The sequence below is a fragment of the Arthrobacter sp. JB02-1C genome (genome assembly GCF_057748045.1).
Window position 1 is genome coordinate 3,541,214 of the sequence record NZ_CM173235.1, and the last position, 16,120, is coordinate 3,557,333.

Below are 16,120 nucleotides of genomic sequence, written 5' to 3' on the forward strand. Positions count from 1 at the left end.
GGCGCCGAGGCCTTACAGATATCACTTTCAATCCGATAGGTACACCTGTTATGCGCAGGTGCCCAGCCAACTACACTTGCGCAGAAGTCAAGGAGTTTCAGATGTTTAAGATCAAGCGGCTTCGCGTCATTGCCACCACCCTTGCGCTCTCTGTGGGTGCCGGCGCTGCAGCCACCCCGGCCATCGCCGCACAGCTGACTCTGGCACCGGCCGCTTCTTCGGCGACCATCGGCGGCTACACAGTCGACGGCTTGACTTACACCAAGTGGAACGCCAACCGCGACAAGCTCGGTGACCCCGTTGAGTGGAAGACCTGCAACGGCGTCGGCTGCACGCAGCGCTTCCAGAAAGGGTGGGTTCTCTGGACCCAGCGGACCGGCGCGCAGATTGTGTCCGGCGGCCCCATGGCCACAAGGTACTCGGCCAACGGCTGGACCAAGAGCTGGATGGGATACCCGACCAGCGACCCCATCGGCCTCCGCAGCGGACAATACCAAATCTTCCAAAACGGCGTCATGTACTGGTCGGATACCGCCGGCGCCCATGTCGTTCACGGCGGCGTCCGGGGCTTCTACGCGTCCCACGGACCCAGCGAGAACGGCTTCCTGGGCTATCCGACGTCCGAAGAAACCGCAGTTCCCGGCGGTTTCAGGCAGGACTTCGAGGGCGGCAAGATCTACTGGTCCAGCTCCACCGGTGCGACATCTGCCACCCGAAACGGCGAAATCCAGAATTACTACGCCGCTTCCAACGGCTGGGTGGGCCTGCCCGACAGCGATCTTTACAACCTCGCGGTCCGCGGCGGGAAATTCCAGTCCTTTCAGAGGGCCGCCGTGTACTGGTCCCAGCTGAGCGGAACCCACGCGGTGTTCGGTGGCATCCGCGCCTACTACGCCGCGCACGGTCCGAGCGAGAACGGCTTCCTGGGCTACCCGACCTCCGATGAAATCGGTGTCACCGGCGGTGTCCGCCAGGACTTCGAAGGCGGAAGGATCTACTGGGCCAACTCCGGAACCGGCACTTTCTCCACCACCCTGGGCGACATCCAGGCCTACTTCGACGCCAAGGGCGGCCCGAGCTCCTCCCTGGGCCTGCCGATCAGCGACGAAATCTCCTGGAACGGCGGCTACTACCAGCGCTTCAAGGGTGGTGTGATCACCTGGGGTCCGGGTGTCGGGCCGAAGCTGATCACCGCGGCCGACTTCAACCGGATGGCAGGCAACTTCGCCGCGTACGGCTGGCCGATCGCGGATTCCTGGACGGACGCCACGGGCTCGCACACCCAGTTCCAGAAGACCGTCCTCGACACCGCGGGTCCGGTGAAGGCTCCGGCCTACCCGTTCACCAACGTGCTGGCCACGACCCAGTCTGTGGTGCTGTACGGTGACTCGCAGCTCGACGACGACTCGTGGAGCGAGCAGGGTGCCCGTGCCATGGGATTCACGGACCAGGCCACGCAACTTGCCTACGGCGGCATGGGTTACTCGACCCGTAACGCCTGGGCCGGCGGCACCGGGTGGACCGCGGTCCAGAACAAGCTGATCCCGCTCCCGGGCGGGACTCCCGGCCTCGTGCTGGTCTCGCTGGGCGGAAACGACGCGTCCTCGGGGCAGTCCGATGCCCAGGTGATCGCCGACAGCACCGCCCTCTGGGCGAAGCTGAAGGAGATCTACCCGAACAGCAAGATCGTGATCAACGGGGTCATGTCCCGCAGCGATGCAAGCCACACCCAGCGCCGCCACATCGACGCCGTGCTTGGCGCAAACGCTAAGCGGCTGGGAGTCACCTACATCTCCGTCGCCGGTCTCGCCAGCAGGGCCGGTGCGCAGTACCGGGACAACGTCCACCTGACGCAGAACGGGCACAACGCCGTATCCAAGTTGTACATCCCGATGCTGAAGACCGCACTCGGAAAGTAGTCGGCCACTCGGGACGACCCCCACGAGGAGCCGGTGGGCCTGTGACCGTGGCGACTGACGGTGGCCTCTGAGTACACTCGGACGCAGTGAACCCTCCCGTCGCGAGGTGCGCTCTCTATGGCGTCGGCCCGTGCAAGGGACGGCTGGGAGTGAACGGAGGGGCGGCGATGAATCGAAACAGACAGCTGCAGATCTGCAACACCGCCGCCAGCGCCTATAACGTCGGCCTGGTCCTGATGGTCCAGCTGGGATGGCGTCTGTGGCGCCATGTGGGACGGGAAGAGTTTCCTGCCTACCACCGGGCCTGGTGGTTCGGCGCGGGCGGCATCCAACCAATACTGTGGCCCGGCGTAGGCATCCATGCCCTCGGCTCTCTGGCCCAGTTGCGCTGGAGATCCCCGGCCGTGCCGAAACAGCTTCCGTGGCTAATACTGGGGCTCCAGGCAACCAGCGGCGTGCTGACGGCCACCTGGTGGGGAACCCAACAGGCCAGAACCGACCAGATCCGCGCCGGCGACGGATCGCTGACGCCCCAATACCGCAGATTGATGGCGACCCACTGGCTCCGCGTCGGCCTCATCACGGCTGCGGCCGCTTGCCAGGCTTGGATGGCCTCACGCACCATCGAAGAACACGATACCTGAGTCCTTGCCTGCATCCGCTTCGCCGGTGCACACCTCCAGAATCGTGACGCACTCCTCGGCAATGACCCTGGCCGCCACGTTCTGAGCCGCCCGAACCAGGTGTCCCGCGGACAATCCTGGATGCGCACTGCTGCGTGCCCGTAAAGGGGTGCTGAAGCGGCCGGAATAATCCTGCGCGGGTGACGTTGAAGCAGGTGATAGATGCAAATGCATGTAAAGCGGCTATACTGGAACCAGCAACCGGAAGTCTCCGGCTCGGAAAGGAACACCATGCAGATCGGCGTATTTAGCGTCAGCGACATCACCACCGACCCCACCACCGGCCACACGCCGTCGGAGAACGAGCGCATCAAGGCGTCCGTGGCCATCGCCAAGAAGGTCGAAGAGATCGGCATGGATGTCTACGCCATCGGCGAGCACCACAACCGGCCGTTCTTCTCCTCCTCCCCCACCACCACGTTGGGCTACATTGCGGCGCAGACGGAGCGGATCATGCTCTCGACTGCCACCACGCTGATCACCACTAATGATCCGGTGAAAATCGCCGAGGACTTCGCGATGCTCCAGCACCTCGCCGACGGGCGGGTGGACCTGGTCCTGGGCCGCGGCAACACTGCCCCGGTTTACCCCTGGTTCGGCAAGAACATCCAGGACGGCGTGGAACTGGCGATCGAAAACTACAGCCTCCTGCGCCGGCTCTGGGACGAGGACACGGTCAACTGGTCCGGCAAGTTCCGCACCCCGCTGCAGAACTTCACCTCCACGCCGCGCCCGCTCGACGGCGTCGCCCCCTTTGTCTGGCACGGCTCGATCCGCACGCCGCAGATCGCCGAAGTGGCCGCATACTACGGCGACGGCTTCTTCGCCAACAACATTTTCTGGCCCAAGGAGCACTACCAGCAGCTGATCGGCCTCTACCGCGAACGCTACGAGCACTACGGCCACGGCAAGGCAGACCAGGCCATCGTGGGCCTCGGCGGACAGTTCTACATGAGCAAGAACTCGCAGGACGCCGTCAAGGAGTTCCGCCCGTACTTCGACAACGCCCCCGTCTACGGCCACGGCCCCTCCCTGGAGGACTTCACCTCGCAGACCCCGCTGACGGTCGGCAGCCCGCAGGAAGTCATCGAGAAGACCCTGACGTTCCGCGAGTACTTTGGCGACTACCAGCGCCAGCTGTTCCTGATCGACCACGCCGGCCTGCCGCTGAAGACGGTGCTGAACCAGCTGGACCTGTTCGGCGAGGAAGTCCTGCCTGTACTCCGCAAGGAGTACGCCGAGAAGACCCCGGCCCATGTGCCGGCGCCGCCGACGCACGCCGACCGGGTTGCAGCTTCACTGGCCGCCCGCGATGCGGCCCCGCAGGACGCCTGATGCGCGGCAAACCGGGGGCGCCGGCCGCGCCGGGCACGGCGCTGGCCGGGGCCACCGCCCCCGCGCCGGCCGCCACCGTCTCACCGGTCCGGCTGGCGGCGCAGACATGGGAGTCGTTGTTCCGCGCCCAGGTCTCCGTGATGCGCCGGCTGCAGGCCGGTCCCGCGTTCAAGACCCTGGCCCTGAATGAGTACGACGTGTTGTTCACGTTGTCCGGCTGCCCGACCGGCTGGTTGCGGCAGAATGAGCTGAACGACAACGTGCTGCTGAGTCAGTCGAGCCTGAGCCGGCTGGTGGAGCGGTTGGAAAAGCGGGGCCTCGTGGAGCGACAGCCTGCGCCCGACGACGGCCGGGGCGTCCTGGTCCGGCTCACCGACGCCGGCCGGGAACTGCAAAAGCAGATCGGCCGTGAACACGTCCGAGACATCGTTTCGCTGGTCTCCCCGGCACTGACCGCCGAGGAACAGCGTGAACTGCTGCGGCTGACGGACAAGCTCCGCGCCTCGGTCCAGGACGCTAGGCGATAGCGACCAGCGCCGCCGGGTCCTCGGCCGGCAGATCGCCCGTCACGGTGGCGGTAACCTTCAGCTCCCGCAGTGAAAGGCTGCCGCCCACCGTGGACAGGAACGCCGTGTCCGCGGAGTCCCGGCCAGCGGTGATCCGGAGCATGCTCCCGCGCGGTGCCAGGCCGGTCGGGTCGATCACATGCCACGCACCCTCGACGTGGGCTTCGGCCACGGCGTGGAAGTCCATTGGACTGAGCCCGGGCGCGTACACGGCGGCGAGCCGCGCGGGGACGTTCTTCGAACGCAGCAGCGAAATGGCAAGGTGTGCAAAGTCCCGGCACACGCCGCGCCGGTGCAGCAGGGTCTCAACTGCTCCGTCGGTGCCCCGCGATGAGCCGCTGACGTAGCGCAGTTCATTGAAGACCCAGTCGCGCACGGCGTGCAGCAGCTCCGCACCCTGCAGGCCGCCGAACTCGGCGTAGGACGTGGGAAGCAGCCGGTCCGACTCGGCGTAGCGGCTGGGCCGGACATAACGGATCAGTTCCATCAGGCCCGGCTGCTCCGGCGCGGCGGACCCCGTGACGGTGGCGTCGTATTCGACCAGGACCTCGGTGGATTCGGCAAACTCCATGTAGTGGAAGCGCCCGCCGTGGTGGTCCGAGAGTTCGGTCAGGGGCACGTCCTCCCCCGCGGCCGTGATGGAGAGCGTTTCATCGAACCCGCTGTAGCCGGGGTTGCGGGCAACTGCCACGGCCAGCGCGACCTTGGTGTCCGCCACGGTCTTGAAGGCCAGGCGTGCGGATACGATGCGTTCCATGATTCTCCGGCAGGGCTAGTTTTTGATCTTCAGCGACATTAGCATCCGCTGGACGTTGGCAAATTCCGAGCCCTCGTTGACGTATTTGTCGGCCTGCGCGAGCGTGTCAAAGGCTTTGGCAGGGGCAACCTTCTGGTCCGCGGCGAAAGCCCTGAGCTCGGCCACGTCGCCGAAGGAGTAGTCGCCCTTGCCCTCGGGGCCGCGAACGAGGTTCTGCAGGGCGCAGGACTTTCCGTCCGCGCCGCCGACCATGTTGGTGATGCCGTAGGAACCGAAATACTTGTAACCCTGGATTACCCGGAACACGACATGCGGGTCGATGGTGCCGTCCCCGCCGCGGTGCGGCAATTCCACCGGAACGCTGCTGACCACCACATAGGGCTTCGCGGCATCGGCGGCGCACGCACCGGCGGGTTGCGGCGGAAGGCCGGTCTGCAGGGCGGCCAGGTACCGGCCGGCGGCGTCCCTGACCTCGATCCGGAGGGCCCCCGGCAGCGTGCCCTTCTCCGGCGCAACGGACTGGGCAATCCATTCCTGGGGAAGGTCGAAACTGACACTTTTACCGGGATCGGAAAAGGTCTTCCAGGCGGCGGCCGTCGCCCCGGCAGTCGCCGTCGCGGTCCCGCCCGGGGACGCCGTGCCCGACGCCGACGCCCCCGCGGTGCCCGACGCCCCGGGGGTCGTGGTCCCGACGGACGGCGCCGCCGTCGTCCCGCTGGAGGGAGCACCGGCCGTCCATGCCGCCGTGCCCTTTCCCTCGGTGCTGCAGCCCGCGAGTACCCCGGCAGCGAGCGCCAGCGCGGCGGCAGCCCGCAACCCGTGCAACATAGCCGTCCCAGTCATGCTGCCAGCGTAGCCGCAGGGCCGTGCGGAAACACGGCTAGGCTGTGGGGATGGCTGAACAGTACCCTGAAGCAGCGGACCTTGGCGGTCCGGACGGTGCGGCGCGGATGTCCGCCGTCGACATCGCCGACTGGCGGCTCCGGACCTTTGCGCTGTACGCGGCGGTGCGGAAGATCGCTGCCGACAGCCCGTCGGAGGCCCACGCGTACTGGCGGCACGAACGTGACCGGATGTTCGGCACGCACCCCGCGTCGGCACTGACGGATGCGGCCAAGGCAGCGTTTGCCGGCCTCAAGACGGCCGATTACGACCCGACCTACCGCTTCCACGTCCCCCTCACCCTGGAAGGCGCCGGACGCGAAATGAAGGTCGAAACCGGCACGGACGGCCTTGTCCGGTTCGTCCGGCTGGGCACCTTCGACCTGCCCGAAATGGGGCAGTTGGCGGTGTGGAAGCTCCAGGGTTACGGCGGCGGCATCTTCGTTCCGTTCCGGGACGCCACCGCCGGCCACCCCGGCGGCAGCTACGGCGCCGGACGCTACCTGCTGGACACCATCAAGGGCGCCTTCCACGGCGTTTCCGGGCCGGGACCGGACGCCCGGTTCGTCCTCGATTTCAACTTCGCCTACAACCCATCCTGCGCCTACAACGAGGCCTGGGCCTGCCCGCTGGCGGGTCCGGCCAACCGGGTCGCCGTGGAGATCCCGGTCGGAGAGCTCTACTAGCGGGATGGAGCCGCAGCTACCAGGCTCGCCGCACCGCGGCCCGTTCGCCACCGCCACACTGGCGCCGCCGCCGCCGCCGCGCCGGCGCCCCCGCGGCATCCTCCGCTATCCGGTGGCGCGGCAGCTCCTGCGGTTTACCGGCGTCGGCGCGATCTGCACTGTGACCTCGCTGGCGCTGTACGCATTCCTCCGGCCGTGGATCGGCCCGCAGCCGGCCAACGCGGCGGCGCTGATCCTGACCTCGCTGATGAACACTGCGTTGAACCGCCGGCTGACGTTCAAAATCACCGAGCGGCACCGGATGAAACGCGACCACCTCAACGGCCTGATCGTGATTGCCGTGGCGCTGTTGATTACCGGTGGCAGCCTGGGCATCCTGCACTGGATCAACCCGGACGCCACCGTGGCGGCAGAGCTCTGGACCACCACGCTGTCCGGCTTCCTCGCCACCGCCGTGCGTTTCACCATGCTCCGGCACTGGATTTTCCGCCGCGCCCGGCACCGCTAGCTCGTTGGGCCGAGCGACCGGATACTCCCGACGGCGGCACGCACGGCGGCTGCGGCTTCTTGGAGTTCTGCGGCTGTGACCGTCGCGTCGAAGCTGAAACGGACCGCGGTCTGGGCCACCTGGGCCTCGACGCCCATTGCCAGCAGCACCGGGGAGGGGTCGTCCGAGCCTGCGGCGCAGGCCGAGCCGCTGGAACAGATCACTCCTTGCCGTTCGAGCTCCAGCAGCACCGACTCCCCGCTGGTGCCCGGGAAGCAGAAGGACGCAACCGAGGGAAGCCTGTCCGCCGGATGGCCCGTGAGGAAGGCGCCGGGCACCCCGGCCAGGACCTCGGCAATGAAGCCGTCCCGCAGGGCGGCGACCCGGGCCGAGGCCTCACGCTGCGACGGCCCGGCGAGGCCCAGCGCCGTCGCCAGGGCCACGGCGCCGGCCACGTTTTCGGTGCCCGAGCGGCGGCCGCGTTCCTGTCCGCCGCCGTGGATCAGCGGCTCCACCCTGGTCCCGCCCCGGACAAACAGCGCCCCGCAGCCTTTCGGGGCGCCCAGCTTGTGGCCGGAGAGGCTCAGCGCGTCGACCCCTAGCCCGCGCACGTCCAGCGGCAGCCAGCCGGCGGCCTGCACGGCGTCGGTGTGGAACGGAATTCCGAGCCCCCGAGCCAGTGCCGCCAGCCGGGCCACCGGCTGGACCGTGCCCACCTCGTTGTTGGCGTACATCACGCTGGCCAGCGCGGTTTCCGGCCGAAGTACGGCATCGAGGGCTTCCTCGCTCACCTGCCCGTAGCGGTCCACCGGGACCACGTCCACGGCGAAACCATGGACACGTTCCAGATACCTGGCGGATTCTTCCACCGCCGGGTGTTCGACGGCGCTGATCGCGACCCGGTCCAGGCGCGGATCGGCCGCGCGCCGGGCCAGGGCAATGCCCTTGACGGCGAGGTTGTCCGCCTCCGTGCCGCCGGAGGTGAACACGATTTCGCCCGGGCGGCAGCCCAGGGCCTTCGCCGCCGCTTCCCGGGCCCCCGCAAGCGCCGCGGCGGCGGCGTCGCCGAGCGAATGGTGGCTGGAAGGGTTGCCGAAGTCCCCGCTGAGGTACGGCCACATGGCCTCAAGGACCTCGCGGCGGACCGGCGTCGTGGCGGCGGCGTCCAGGAAGATCACGGCGCGCCTCAGCCGGCCGGTTCCAGCTCGACGTCGAGCTCGACATCCAGCCCCAGGTCCAGGGCGGTGACACTGTGCGTGAGGGCCCCAATCGAGATGATATCCACGCCGGTGGCGGCAATGCCGGCCACTGTCGCGAGGCTGACGTTGCCGCTGGCCTCAACCCGGGCCCGGCCGGCGACCTGGCGGACCCCGTCTGCCAGGTCGGCCAGCGAAAAGTTATCCAGCATGATGGTGTCCACGCCCGCGGCGAGCACGGGTTCGATCTGCTCCCTCCGGTCCACCTCCACCTCGAAGTGCGTGGTGTGCCCCAGCCGGGCCCTGGCGCCGCGCAGCACCGCGGTGAGCTTCGCCGGGTCTCCCCCGGTCAGCACCGCAAGGTGGTTGTCCTTGGCCAGGACCGCGTCGGACAGTCCGAACCTGTGGTTTGAGCCGCCCCCGCAGCGCACGGCGTAACGCTCGAGTACCCGCAGCCCCGGCGTCGTCTTCCGGGTATCGGCGATCCGGGCGCGGGTGCCGGCCACCAGCGCGACGAACTCGGCGGTCCGGGTGGCGATCGCGCTCATCCGCTGGACCAGGTTCAGGGCAACCCGCTCGGCGAGCAGCACGCCGCGGGCGTTGCCCGTCACCCGGGCCAGCGCCGTGCCGGCGGCAAAGCTCTCGCCGTCGGCCACAAGCAGGTCGACGACGGCGCCGGTGTCGGCGAGTTTCATGGCCGCGGCAAAGACCTCGCCGCCGCTGAAGACGCCCGGCACCCGGGCCGCGAGCACCGCGGTGGCGCGGGCCTCTGCCGGGATCAGCGCCTGCGAGGTGATGTCCCCGGAGGGTGCGTCTTCCTGCAACGCCGCCCGGAGAACGGCGTCGACAGCGGCGGCCGGCAGGGTCCCGGCGAGCGCCGGCACGGGCAAGGCTGCGGGGCGGGCGGCGGCGGGTGCGGTCATGAGGTGATCCTTTGCGTGGAGCGGATTGGGGCGGTGGCGGGGTCCGTGTCCGCCCGGTAGTGGGCACCGAGCGAACCCGTTCTGGCGAGCGCGGCCTCCACCAACAGACGCGCGGCCAACAGCAAGTTCCGGTCCTCGTGCACCCGCGGGTCCCCCGCGTCCGTCACGGTCTCCGGCCGGACGACGGCAGCCCACGCAGCGAGCTGCGCTGCCGCCGCATCAAGTTCATGCTCGGAGCGCAGCACCCCAGCATGCGTAGTCATCAACCGCCCCAGAGCATCCCGCGAAAACGGCCCGGGCCCAGGCCCGGTCTCCCCAACACCCTCGGGCAAAGCGGACGGGTGATATTCCCCAGCGAGACCCCGGGCGGGCTGGCCACCGTCGTTCGATGGCGTTCCGGAAGCGTGCGTCAAGGGGAGGCCGCTTGCGGCCGAGACAGCACGCGGAGGAACGGCGTCGGACGACGCCCCAACTGACGTCCAGCCCGGCCCGCCAGACAGGAAGTCCTCCACGGCCCGCCGCCCGAACACCAACCCTTCGAGCAGTGAATTGCTGGCCAGCCGGTTGGCCCCCTGCGCGCCGGTGCAGGCCGCCTCCCCCGCGGCGTAGAGCCCCGGCACCGAAGTGCGCCCCTGCAGGTCGGTGGCCACCCCGCCCATCCAGTAGTGCGCTGCCGGGGACACCGGCAGCGGCTCGGTGGTCCAGTCGTAACCGGCGGCCCTGGTCCGCGCGCTGATGGTGGGGAACCGGCGGGCCAGGAAACCGGACCCGCGGCGGGACTCGATGTCGCTGGCGTCGAGGTAGACGGGGTGGTCGGGCGGCAGCCCGAGCGCCGCCAGATGCAGGGCGATGCTGCGGGAGACGGCGTCGCGGGGGGCAAGCTCGGCGTCGGGGTGATAATCGGGCATGAAGCGGTGCCCGGCCGCGTCGAGCAGCACGGCGCCCTCGCCGCGCACCGCCTCGGAAATCAGCAGCGCGGGCGGACCGCCCGGTTGTTCCGCTGCCGCGAGGGTGGTGGGGTGGAACTGGAAGAACTCCAGGTCACGGACGGCGGCACCGGCACGCCAGGCCAGGGCAAGGCCATCGGCGGTGGCCACGGCGGGATTGCTGGTGCGGCCGAACAGCCGCCCGGCACCGCCGGTGGCGAGCAGCACGGCGTCGGCGTCCAACCGCCGCGGTTCGCCGCCGGCAAGATAGGCGACGCCGGTGACCGGCCGCGCGCTGCCGGCAGGTGCGCCGGGCTCGCCGCCGGTCAGCAACTCGGTCGCGAAGGCGCCGGTCTCGACCCTGAGCCTGCCTTGGACCGCGCGCTCCAGCACGGCGGCCACCAGGCCCCGTGCAATCCCGGCGCCGGTGGCGTCGCCGCCGGCGTGCAGGATCCGCGCGGCCGAATGGGCGGCTTCGAGGCCCAGCGCCGGCGTGCCTCCGGCACCGGCGTCGAACCGCACCCCGTAGCGGCACAGGGCGGCGATGTCGTGGGCCGCCTCGGTGCACAGGACACGCACGGCCTCCGGGTCGTTGTGTCCGGCTCCGGCGGAAAGGGTATCGGCGATGTGCGCGGCGACGGAGTCACCAGGGGCGGCTTCTCCGGGTGCGAGCACTGCGGAGACCCCGCCCTGGGCGTAGAAGGTGTTGCTGTCCTCAAGCGTGCCCTTGGTCAGCAGGACCACCTCGGCGGCCGGTTCGCCGCCGGAGCGGGAGACCGGTTCGGCGGCGAGCAGCGCCGCGTACAGCCCGGCGATGCCGCTGCCGACGACGACCAGCCGCCTGGTCACGGCCGCGCCGCCAGCATGCGTTCCAGGGCGACCCGGGCGGGGGCCGCGACGTCGTCCGCCACCGTGATCCGGTTGACCACCTCGCCGCGGACCAGGGCCTCCAGCACCCAGGCCAGGTAGCCGGGATGGATGCGGTACATCGTGGAGCAGGGGCAGATGACCGGGTCCAGGCAGAAGATCGTGTGTTGCGGGTAGTCGGCGGCCAGCCGGTTGACCAGGTTGATTTCGGTGCCGACGGCGAAGGTGCTGGGTTCGGTGGCGGCGGCGATGGCTTTGCGGATGAAGTCGGTGGAACCGGCGGAGTCCGCGGCGTCGACGACCTCCATCGGGCACTCCGGGTGCACGATGACCTGCACGCCCGGGAAGTCGGCGCGCGCCTTCTCGATCTGGGCCACGTTGAAGCGCTTGTGCACGGAGCAGAAGCCGTGCCAGAGGATCACCCGTGAGTCCTGCAACGTCTGCTCATTGTTGCCGCCGAGCTCCTTGCGCGGGTTCCACATCGGCATCTGCTCCAGCGGCACGCCCAAGGCCTTGGCGGTGTTGCGGCCCAGGTGCTGGTCCGGGAAAAACAGCACCCGCTGGCCCCGCTCGAAGGCCCACTCCAGCACGGTGGCGGCGTTCGAAGACGTGCAGACGATGCCGCCGTGGTCGCCGCAGAAGCCCTTGAGCGCAGCCGAGGAGTTCATGTACGTGACCGGGATGACCGGGACCCTGCCGTCCGCGTCGGGCTCCGTACCGAACAGCTCCTCGAGCTGTTCCCAGCATTCGGTGACCGAGTCGATGTCCGCCATGTCCGCCATCGAGCAGCCGGCCGCGAGGTTGGGCAGGATCACGGCCTGCTCCGGGGCGGAGAGGATGTCCGCGGTCTCCGCCATGAAATGCACCCCGCAGAAGATGATGGCTTCGGCGTCCGGCCGGGTCAGGGCCGCGTTGGCGAGCTGGAAGGAGTCGCCGACGAAGTCCGCGTACTTGATCACCTCGTCGCGCTGGTAGAAGTGCCCCAGGATGACGGCCCGGTCACCCAGGACTTCCTTGGCTGCACGGATCCGCGCGTCCAGCTCCGCGTCGCCGGCCAGCCGGTATTCCTCCGGCAGCTGCCCCTGCCGGGGCGTCGACGGCGGGGCGACGTCGGCAGCGGATGCCCCGGGGCCGTAGCCGGGCGTGCCCGCGAGCGCTTCGGCGAGGTCGAAGTCCCAGGGTCCCCGGGCCAGCGCCGGGCTGCAGGTCGACGCCGCCGCGGCGCCCGGGGCGCTGCTGGCGGCCTGCTCGCGGGTGATCAGCTGGATCGCCGTGTTGACGCTGCTCATGGTGTGCTCCTGTTGTCTGGATCAAGGCCGGGCCGGCCGGTGAAGCGGTAAAGGCGGGGCGGCCGGTGCCGGCCGCCCTGCAGGTAGTCGTCGGTTTCCTCAATTTCCGGGGTTGCCTTGACCTGGCGGCGGAAGTTGGCCGGGTCCAGGCGGCGGTCCAGGACCGCCTCGTAGACCTCGCGGACCTGGGCGAGGGTGAAGTACTCGCCCAGCAGGTGGTACGCGATCGATCCGTACGCCAGCTTGTTCCGCAGCCGCCAGAGCGCATAGTCGATGATCGCGTTGTGGTCGAAGGCCAGCTCGCCTAGGCGGTCGGCCCGGAACCAGCGGACGTTCTCGGATTCGTCCGCGAGCGCCGCTTCGGTCGGCTGCACCAGCGCCCAGTAGACAATCGAGACCACCCGCTGGGTGGGCGAGCGGTGCAGCCCGCCGAAGGCGTAAAGCTGTTCCAGGTAGCTCGGCGCCAGGCCGGTGGTCTCCCGCAGGTTGCGGGATGCTGCGTCCTGCAGTGACTCGGCGTGTGTCAGCGGGCCACCGGGCAGCGCCCACAAGCCGTTGAAGGGCTCGCGGATCCTGCGGACCAGCGGGATCCAGAGCGTGGGCCGGCCTGAACTCTCGCTTGGGCGGAGGGCGAAGATCACCGTGGAGATGGCCAGCGACGGCGGGGCGAGCCGCCGCTCCGAGACATTGGCTGGCGAGGTGTAGATGGTGACCGACCCCCGTTCCGGGTGCCGCAGCGGTCTGGGAGACCCTGCGGGAAGCTCCGGCCGGACCGCCGGAGTAGTTATAGTCATGTTGACTAGAACTAATTCTACGACCGCGGCGGCCCGGATGGGAAATATTGCGTCCGGACCGGTGATAATCGGCGGTATGGAGACCACTACCGATGCCATCCGGTCCTGTTACCTCGGCGCGGCCGAGGCGTTCCTGCACCTGGTCGAGCAGATCCCCGCCGAGGCCTGGACTCGGCCCGCACTGGGCGAATGGGACGTCCGCGCACTCACCGGCCATGCCAGCCGGGCCCTCACCACGGTGGCCGCCTACCTCGCCGCGCCAGCCGGCGGCGACCCGGTGCAGGGGCCGGCGGCCTACTTCCTGGCTGTCCGAAGCTCCATGGCGCCGGACGCGGTGGCCCAGCGCGGCCGGGATTCCGGGGCCGCGCTGGGCGAGGACCCGGCAGCAGCGGTCAAGGACCTCGTCCTGGGGGTGGCGGCGCTGCTGGCCCGGACCGCCGACGACGCCGTGCTGGCCTCGCCCGCGGGCGCCATGACCTTGATCGACTACCTGCCCACCCGGACCTTCGAACTGGCCGTGCACAGCCTTGACCTCGCCCGCGCCACGGGTTTGCCGGTGCCCGCCGGACTTGGCCCGGCGGTTGCGGCCTCCCTGCGGCTCGCGGCCGAGATCGGCGCACAGTCACCGGCGGCGCCGGATCTCCTGTTGCTGCTCACCGGCCGGACCGGACTGCCCGGAAACCTCACCGTGCTGTAGCCCGGCGCCGGGCCTGGGGGGCCGGTTAGCCGCCCGCGGCGGCTGGCGGCTGGCCGCCCGCGGCGGCCTCGAGCAAGGGCAGCGTCCGGCCCTGGAAGTGGGTGTTCAGGACGATCACCGAGGACGATCGCAGCACGGTTTTCGTGCCGATCATGGCATCCAGCACGCGCTGCAGGTCCGAATTGGAGCGGGCAGCAATGCGGGCCATCAGGTCCGAGCTGCCGGAGACCGTGTGGATCTCGATCAGCTCCGGGATCCGGGCGAGCGCCTCGACGACGGCGTCGTGCCCCAAGTCCTGGTTGATCGTCAGGGAGCAGAACGCCACCACCGGATAGCCAAAACGCGCCGGGTCCGGCTGCGGCACCCAGGAACCAATGACGCCGGCGTCCTGCATCCGGTCCAGCCGTGACTGCACGGTGGCACGCGCAACCTTCAGCACCCGGGATGCCTCCAGGACCGAGGCGCGGGGGGAATCGGTGAAGAATCGGACAATTTTGGCGTCCAGCGGGTCGACGATCATCTGGTTTCCTTGCCTCCAGCGGCTTGGGCGGCGCAAATCGTCACGATCCGCCCTTTGGCATGTCACAAACTGCAACCATGCTCTCACGCCGCGCGTGCCGGATGTGCCGCTGAATGGCGGTAAATTCATTAGGTCCCAAAAGGACCACCCCGCCACTTAAGAAGGTTCGCCAGCATGACAACGAAGTCCGCCGCGCCACGCCCGGCCCTGAAGCTCGGCCACAGCATGAAACCGCGCCAGCTCACCATGATGGGACTCGGCAGTGCCATCGGCGCGGGCCTGTTCCTTGGCTCGGGGGCCGGGATCCAGGCGGCGGGGCCCGCCGTGCTGATCTCCTACCTCGTTGCCGGCACCCTGATCATCCTGGTCATGTGGGCCCTCGGCGAGATGGCAGCGGCCAACCCCAACAGCGGCGCCTTCTCCGTTTACGCCCAGCGGGCGATGGGAAAGACCGCCGGCGCCACCGTGGGCTGGCTGTGGTGGCTGCAACTGGTCGTGGTGATCGCCGCCGAAGCCCTGGGCGCATCCGCCCTGCTGTTCACCGTCTGGCCGGTGCTGCCGGTCTGGGCGCTGTCACTAATTTCCATGGCACTCTTCACCGGCATCAACCTTGCCGGGGTAAAGAACTTCGGTGAGTTCGAATTCTGGTTCGCCATCCTGAAGGTGGCTGCGATCCTGCTCTTCCTGGCCATCGGCGCCGCGCTGCTGCTGGGCTGGCTGCCGGACGTCGCCTCCCCCGGGCTGGCAAACATTACCTCGGACTTTGCCCCGGCCGGACTGGGCGGCATCGCCACCGCGTTGTTCGTGGTCATCTTCGCCTTCGGCGGCACCGAAATCGTCAGCGTGGCTGCCGCAGAGACCGAGAACCCGGAACGCAGCGTGGGCCTGGCCATCCGCACCGTCGTGTGGCGGATCCTGGTGTTCTACATCGGCTCCGTCTTCGTCATTGCCGCGATCCTGCCGTCGACGTCGGCGGCGCTTAAGTCGCCGTTCGCTGGAGTCCTGGACGCGGCCCGCATCCCTGGGGCCGCCACCGCCATCACGCTGGTGGCTGTCGTCGCCCTCCTTTCGGCCCTCAACGCAAACCTGTACGGCGCTTCGCGGATGGTGTACTCCCTGTCCCAGCGCGGTGAGGCTCCGCGCTTCCTGTCGCGGCTCAACGTTTCCCGGGTCCCGGTGGCTGCCGTAGGCGTCTCCGTGGCGTTTGGCTTCCTCGCCGCCGTGCTGGAACTGCTCTTTCCGGACCGGATCCTGCCGGCACTGTTCCAGCTGGTGGGGTCCACCTGCCTGGTGGTGTGGGGCTCGGCGCTGGTGTCACAGCTGGTCCTGCGCCGCCGGGCCGACCGCGCAGGCACGCCGCTGCCGCTGCGGATGAAGGGCTTCCCCGGGCTGACCATCTTCGGGTTGGTCCTGCTGGCGCTCATTTTCGCGGTCGGCTTCAGCAGCCCGGAAAGCAGCGCCCAGCTCTTCGGCACCATGGCCCTGGTTGCAGGCATCGCCGCCGCGTGCTGGCTCGGCGCCCGGCTGAGCGTGCCCCGCGGGGCCGCCCACCCCGACTGACCCACCCCGCCGGCTGCCGCGCCCTATCGCGCG

The 16,120-nt window shown here is 69.2% G+C and carries 16 protein-coding genes; 8 read left to right on the forward strand and 8 right to left on the reverse strand.

Translation table 11 applies throughout. The features are described from left to right. Positions 1 to 101 precede the first annotated feature (101 nt). The 4 genes from AC3ANP_RS16560 to AC3ANP_RS16575 all read left to right on the forward strand — a co-directional run bounded on the left by AC3ANP_RS16560 (position 102) and on the right by AC3ANP_RS16575 (position 4,464). Positions 102 to 1,919, forward strand: a complete 1,818-nt coding sequence (locus AC3ANP_RS16560) for a GDSL-type esterase/lipase family protein (protein WP_488331208.1) — start codon at positions 102 to 104, stop codon at positions 1,917 to 1,919. Positions 1,920 to 2,086: 167 nt separating this feature from the next. Further along, positions 2,087 to 2,563, forward strand: coding sequence for a hypothetical protein (locus tag AC3ANP_RS16565; protein ID WP_488331209.1), 477 nt, complete (start codon positions 2,087 to 2,089; stop codon positions 2,561 to 2,563). Positions 2,564 to 2,833: 270 nt separating this feature from the next. Further along, positions 2,834 to 3,937: an LLM class flavin-dependent oxidoreductase gene (locus AC3ANP_RS16570; protein WP_488331210.1), complete on the forward strand. Its 1,104-nt coding sequence runs from the start codon at positions 2,834 to 2,836 to the stop codon at positions 3,935 to 3,937. Continuing rightward, the gene (locus AC3ANP_RS16575; RefSeq protein ID WP_488331211.1) at positions 3,937 to 4,464 is read left to right on the forward strand and encodes a MarR family winged helix-turn-helix transcriptional regulator; all 528 of its coding nucleotides are present in this window, start codon (positions 3,937 to 3,939) and stop codon (positions 4,462 to 4,464) included. Before AC3ANP_RS16570 ends, AC3ANP_RS16575 begins: the two co-directional genes overlap by 1 nt. Here the strand turns inward: AC3ANP_RS16575 and AC3ANP_RS16580 are convergent. Continuing rightward, positions 4,454 to 5,260 carry a transglutaminase-like domain-containing protein gene (locus AC3ANP_RS16580; RefSeq protein ID WP_488331212.1) on the reverse strand — a complete coding sequence of 269 codons (807 nt, stop codon included), beginning with the start codon at positions 5,258 to 5,260 and terminating at the stop codon, positions 4,454 to 4,456. The genes AC3ANP_RS16575 and AC3ANP_RS16580 overlap by 11 nt on opposite strands. A gap of 15 nt (positions 5,261 to 5,275) precedes the next feature. Next, the gene (locus AC3ANP_RS16585; RefSeq protein ID WP_488331213.1) at positions 5,276 to 6,103 is read right to left on the reverse strand and encodes a hypothetical protein; all 828 of its coding nucleotides are present in this window, start codon (positions 6,101 to 6,103) and stop codon (positions 5,276 to 5,278) included. A 50-nt stretch (positions 6,104 to 6,153) separates the two neighbouring features. Between AC3ANP_RS16585 and AC3ANP_RS16590 the strand changes: the two genes are divergently transcribed. Then, positions 6,154 to 6,828: a DUF1684 domain-containing protein gene (locus AC3ANP_RS16590; protein WP_488331214.1), complete on the forward strand. Its 675-nt coding sequence runs from the start codon at positions 6,154 to 6,156 to the stop codon at positions 6,826 to 6,828. Between the two features lie 4 nt (positions 6,829 to 6,832). Beyond that, positions 6,833 to 7,336, forward strand: a complete 504-nt coding sequence (locus AC3ANP_RS16595; RefSeq protein WP_488331215.1) for a GtrA family protein — start codon at positions 6,833 to 6,835, stop codon at positions 7,334 to 7,336. Here the strand turns inward: AC3ANP_RS16595 and AC3ANP_RS16600 are convergent. From AC3ANP_RS16600 to AC3ANP_RS16620, 5 genes are read right to left on the reverse strand one after another with little or no spacing between them, the layout of a single operon-like run. Continuing rightward, entirely contained in the window at positions 7,333 to 8,493 is a 1,161-nt protein-coding gene (locus AC3ANP_RS16600; protein WP_488331216.1) for a cysteine desulfurase family protein, read from the reverse strand. The genes AC3ANP_RS16595 and AC3ANP_RS16600 overlap by 4 nt on opposite strands. An 8-nt stretch (positions 8,494 to 8,501) precedes the next feature. After that, positions 8,502 to 9,434, reverse strand: coding sequence for a carboxylating nicotinate-nucleotide diphosphorylase (gene nadC, locus AC3ANP_RS16605; RefSeq protein WP_488331217.1), 933 nt, complete (start codon positions 9,432 to 9,434; stop codon positions 8,502 to 8,504). Continuing rightward, positions 9,431 to 11,209 carry an L-aspartate oxidase gene (locus AC3ANP_RS16610; protein ID WP_488331218.1) on the reverse strand — a complete coding sequence of 593 codons (1,779 nt, stop codon included), beginning with the start codon at positions 11,207 to 11,209 and terminating at the stop codon, positions 9,431 to 9,433. The genes nadC and AC3ANP_RS16610 overlap by 4 nt, the downstream gene beginning before the upstream one ends. Next, the gene (gene nadA, locus AC3ANP_RS16615) at positions 11,206 to 12,516 is read right to left on the reverse strand and encodes a quinolinate synthase NadA (protein ID WP_488331219.1); all 1,311 of its coding nucleotides are present in this window, start codon (positions 12,514 to 12,516) and stop codon (positions 11,206 to 11,208) included. Before nadA ends, AC3ANP_RS16610 begins: the two co-directional genes overlap by 4 nt. Then, positions 12,513 to 13,223, reverse strand: coding sequence for an NUDIX hydrolase (locus AC3ANP_RS16620; protein ID WP_488333096.1), 711 nt, complete (start codon positions 13,221 to 13,223; stop codon positions 12,513 to 12,515). Before AC3ANP_RS16620 ends, nadA begins: the two co-directional genes overlap by 4 nt. Before the next feature lie 163 nt (positions 13,224 to 13,386). On the opposite strand from AC3ANP_RS16620, the gene AC3ANP_RS16625 reads away from it, so the two are divergent. Then, positions 13,387 to 14,007 carry a maleylpyruvate isomerase family mycothiol-dependent enzyme gene (locus AC3ANP_RS16625; protein WP_488331220.1) on the forward strand — a complete coding sequence of 207 codons (621 nt, stop codon included), beginning with the start codon at positions 13,387 to 13,389 and terminating at the stop codon, positions 14,005 to 14,007. A gap of 25 nt (positions 14,008 to 14,032) precedes the next feature. Here the strand turns inward: AC3ANP_RS16625 and AC3ANP_RS16630 are convergent, their stop codons facing one another. After that, entirely contained in the window at positions 14,033 to 14,527 is a 495-nt protein-coding gene (locus AC3ANP_RS16630; protein ID WP_488331221.1) for an Lrp/AsnC family transcriptional regulator, read from the reverse strand. A gap of 174 nt (positions 14,528 to 14,701) precedes the next feature. Between AC3ANP_RS16630 and AC3ANP_RS16635 the strand changes: the two genes are divergently transcribed. After that, entirely contained in the window at positions 14,702 to 16,087 is a 1,386-nt protein-coding gene (locus tag AC3ANP_RS16635; protein WP_488331222.1) for an amino acid permease, read from the forward strand. Positions 16,088 to 16,120 lie beyond the last annotated feature (33 nt).

Bases quoted from the DNA above. Each gene is read 5' to 3' on its own strand.
- AC3ANP_RS16560 (WP_488331208.1), top strand. From the start codon at position 102: ATGTTTAAGATCAAGCGGCTTCGCGTCATTGCCACCACCCTTGCGCTC.
- AC3ANP_RS16565 (WP_488331209.1), top strand. From the start codon at position 2,087: ATGAATCGAAACAGACAGCTGCAGATCTGCAACACCGCCGCCAGCGCC.
- AC3ANP_RS16570 (WP_488331210.1), top strand. From the start codon at position 2,834: ATGCAGATCGGCGTATTTAGCGTCAGCGACATCACCACCGACCCCACC.
- AC3ANP_RS16575 (WP_488331211.1), top strand. From the start codon at position 3,937: ATGCGCGGCAAACCGGGGGCGCCGGCCGCGCCGGGCACGGCGCTGGCC.
- AC3ANP_RS16580 (WP_488331212.1), bottom strand. From the start codon at position 5,260: ATGGAACGCATCGTATCCGCACGCCTGGCCTTCAAGACCGTGGCGGAC.
- AC3ANP_RS16585 (WP_488331213.1), bottom strand. From the start codon at position 6,103: ATGACTGGGACGGCTATGTTGCACGGGTTGCGGGCTGCCGCCGCGCTG.
- AC3ANP_RS16590 (WP_488331214.1), top strand. From the start codon at position 6,154: ATGGCTGAACAGTACCCTGAAGCAGCGGACCTTGGCGGTCCGGACGGT.
- AC3ANP_RS16595 (WP_488331215.1), top strand. From the start codon at position 6,833: ATGGAGCCGCAGCTACCAGGCTCGCCGCACCGCGGCCCGTTCGCCACC.
- nadC (WP_488331217.1), bottom strand. From the start codon at position 9,434: ATGACCGCACCCGCCGCCGCCCGCCCCGCAGCCTTGCCCGTGCCGGCG.
- nadA (WP_488331219.1), bottom strand. From the start codon at position 12,516: ATGAGCAGCGTCAACACGGCGATCCAGCTGATCACCCGCGAGCAGGCC.
- AC3ANP_RS16625 (WP_488331220.1), top strand. From the start codon at position 13,387: ATGGAGACCACTACCGATGCCATCCGGTCCTGTTACCTCGGCGCGGCC.
- AC3ANP_RS16630 (WP_488331221.1), bottom strand. From the start codon at position 14,527: ATGATCGTCGACCCGCTGGACGCCAAAATTGTCCGATTCTTCACCGAT.
- AC3ANP_RS16635 (WP_488331222.1), top strand. From the start codon at position 14,702: ATGACAACGAAGTCCGCCGCGCCACGCCCGGCCCTGAAGCTCGGCCAC.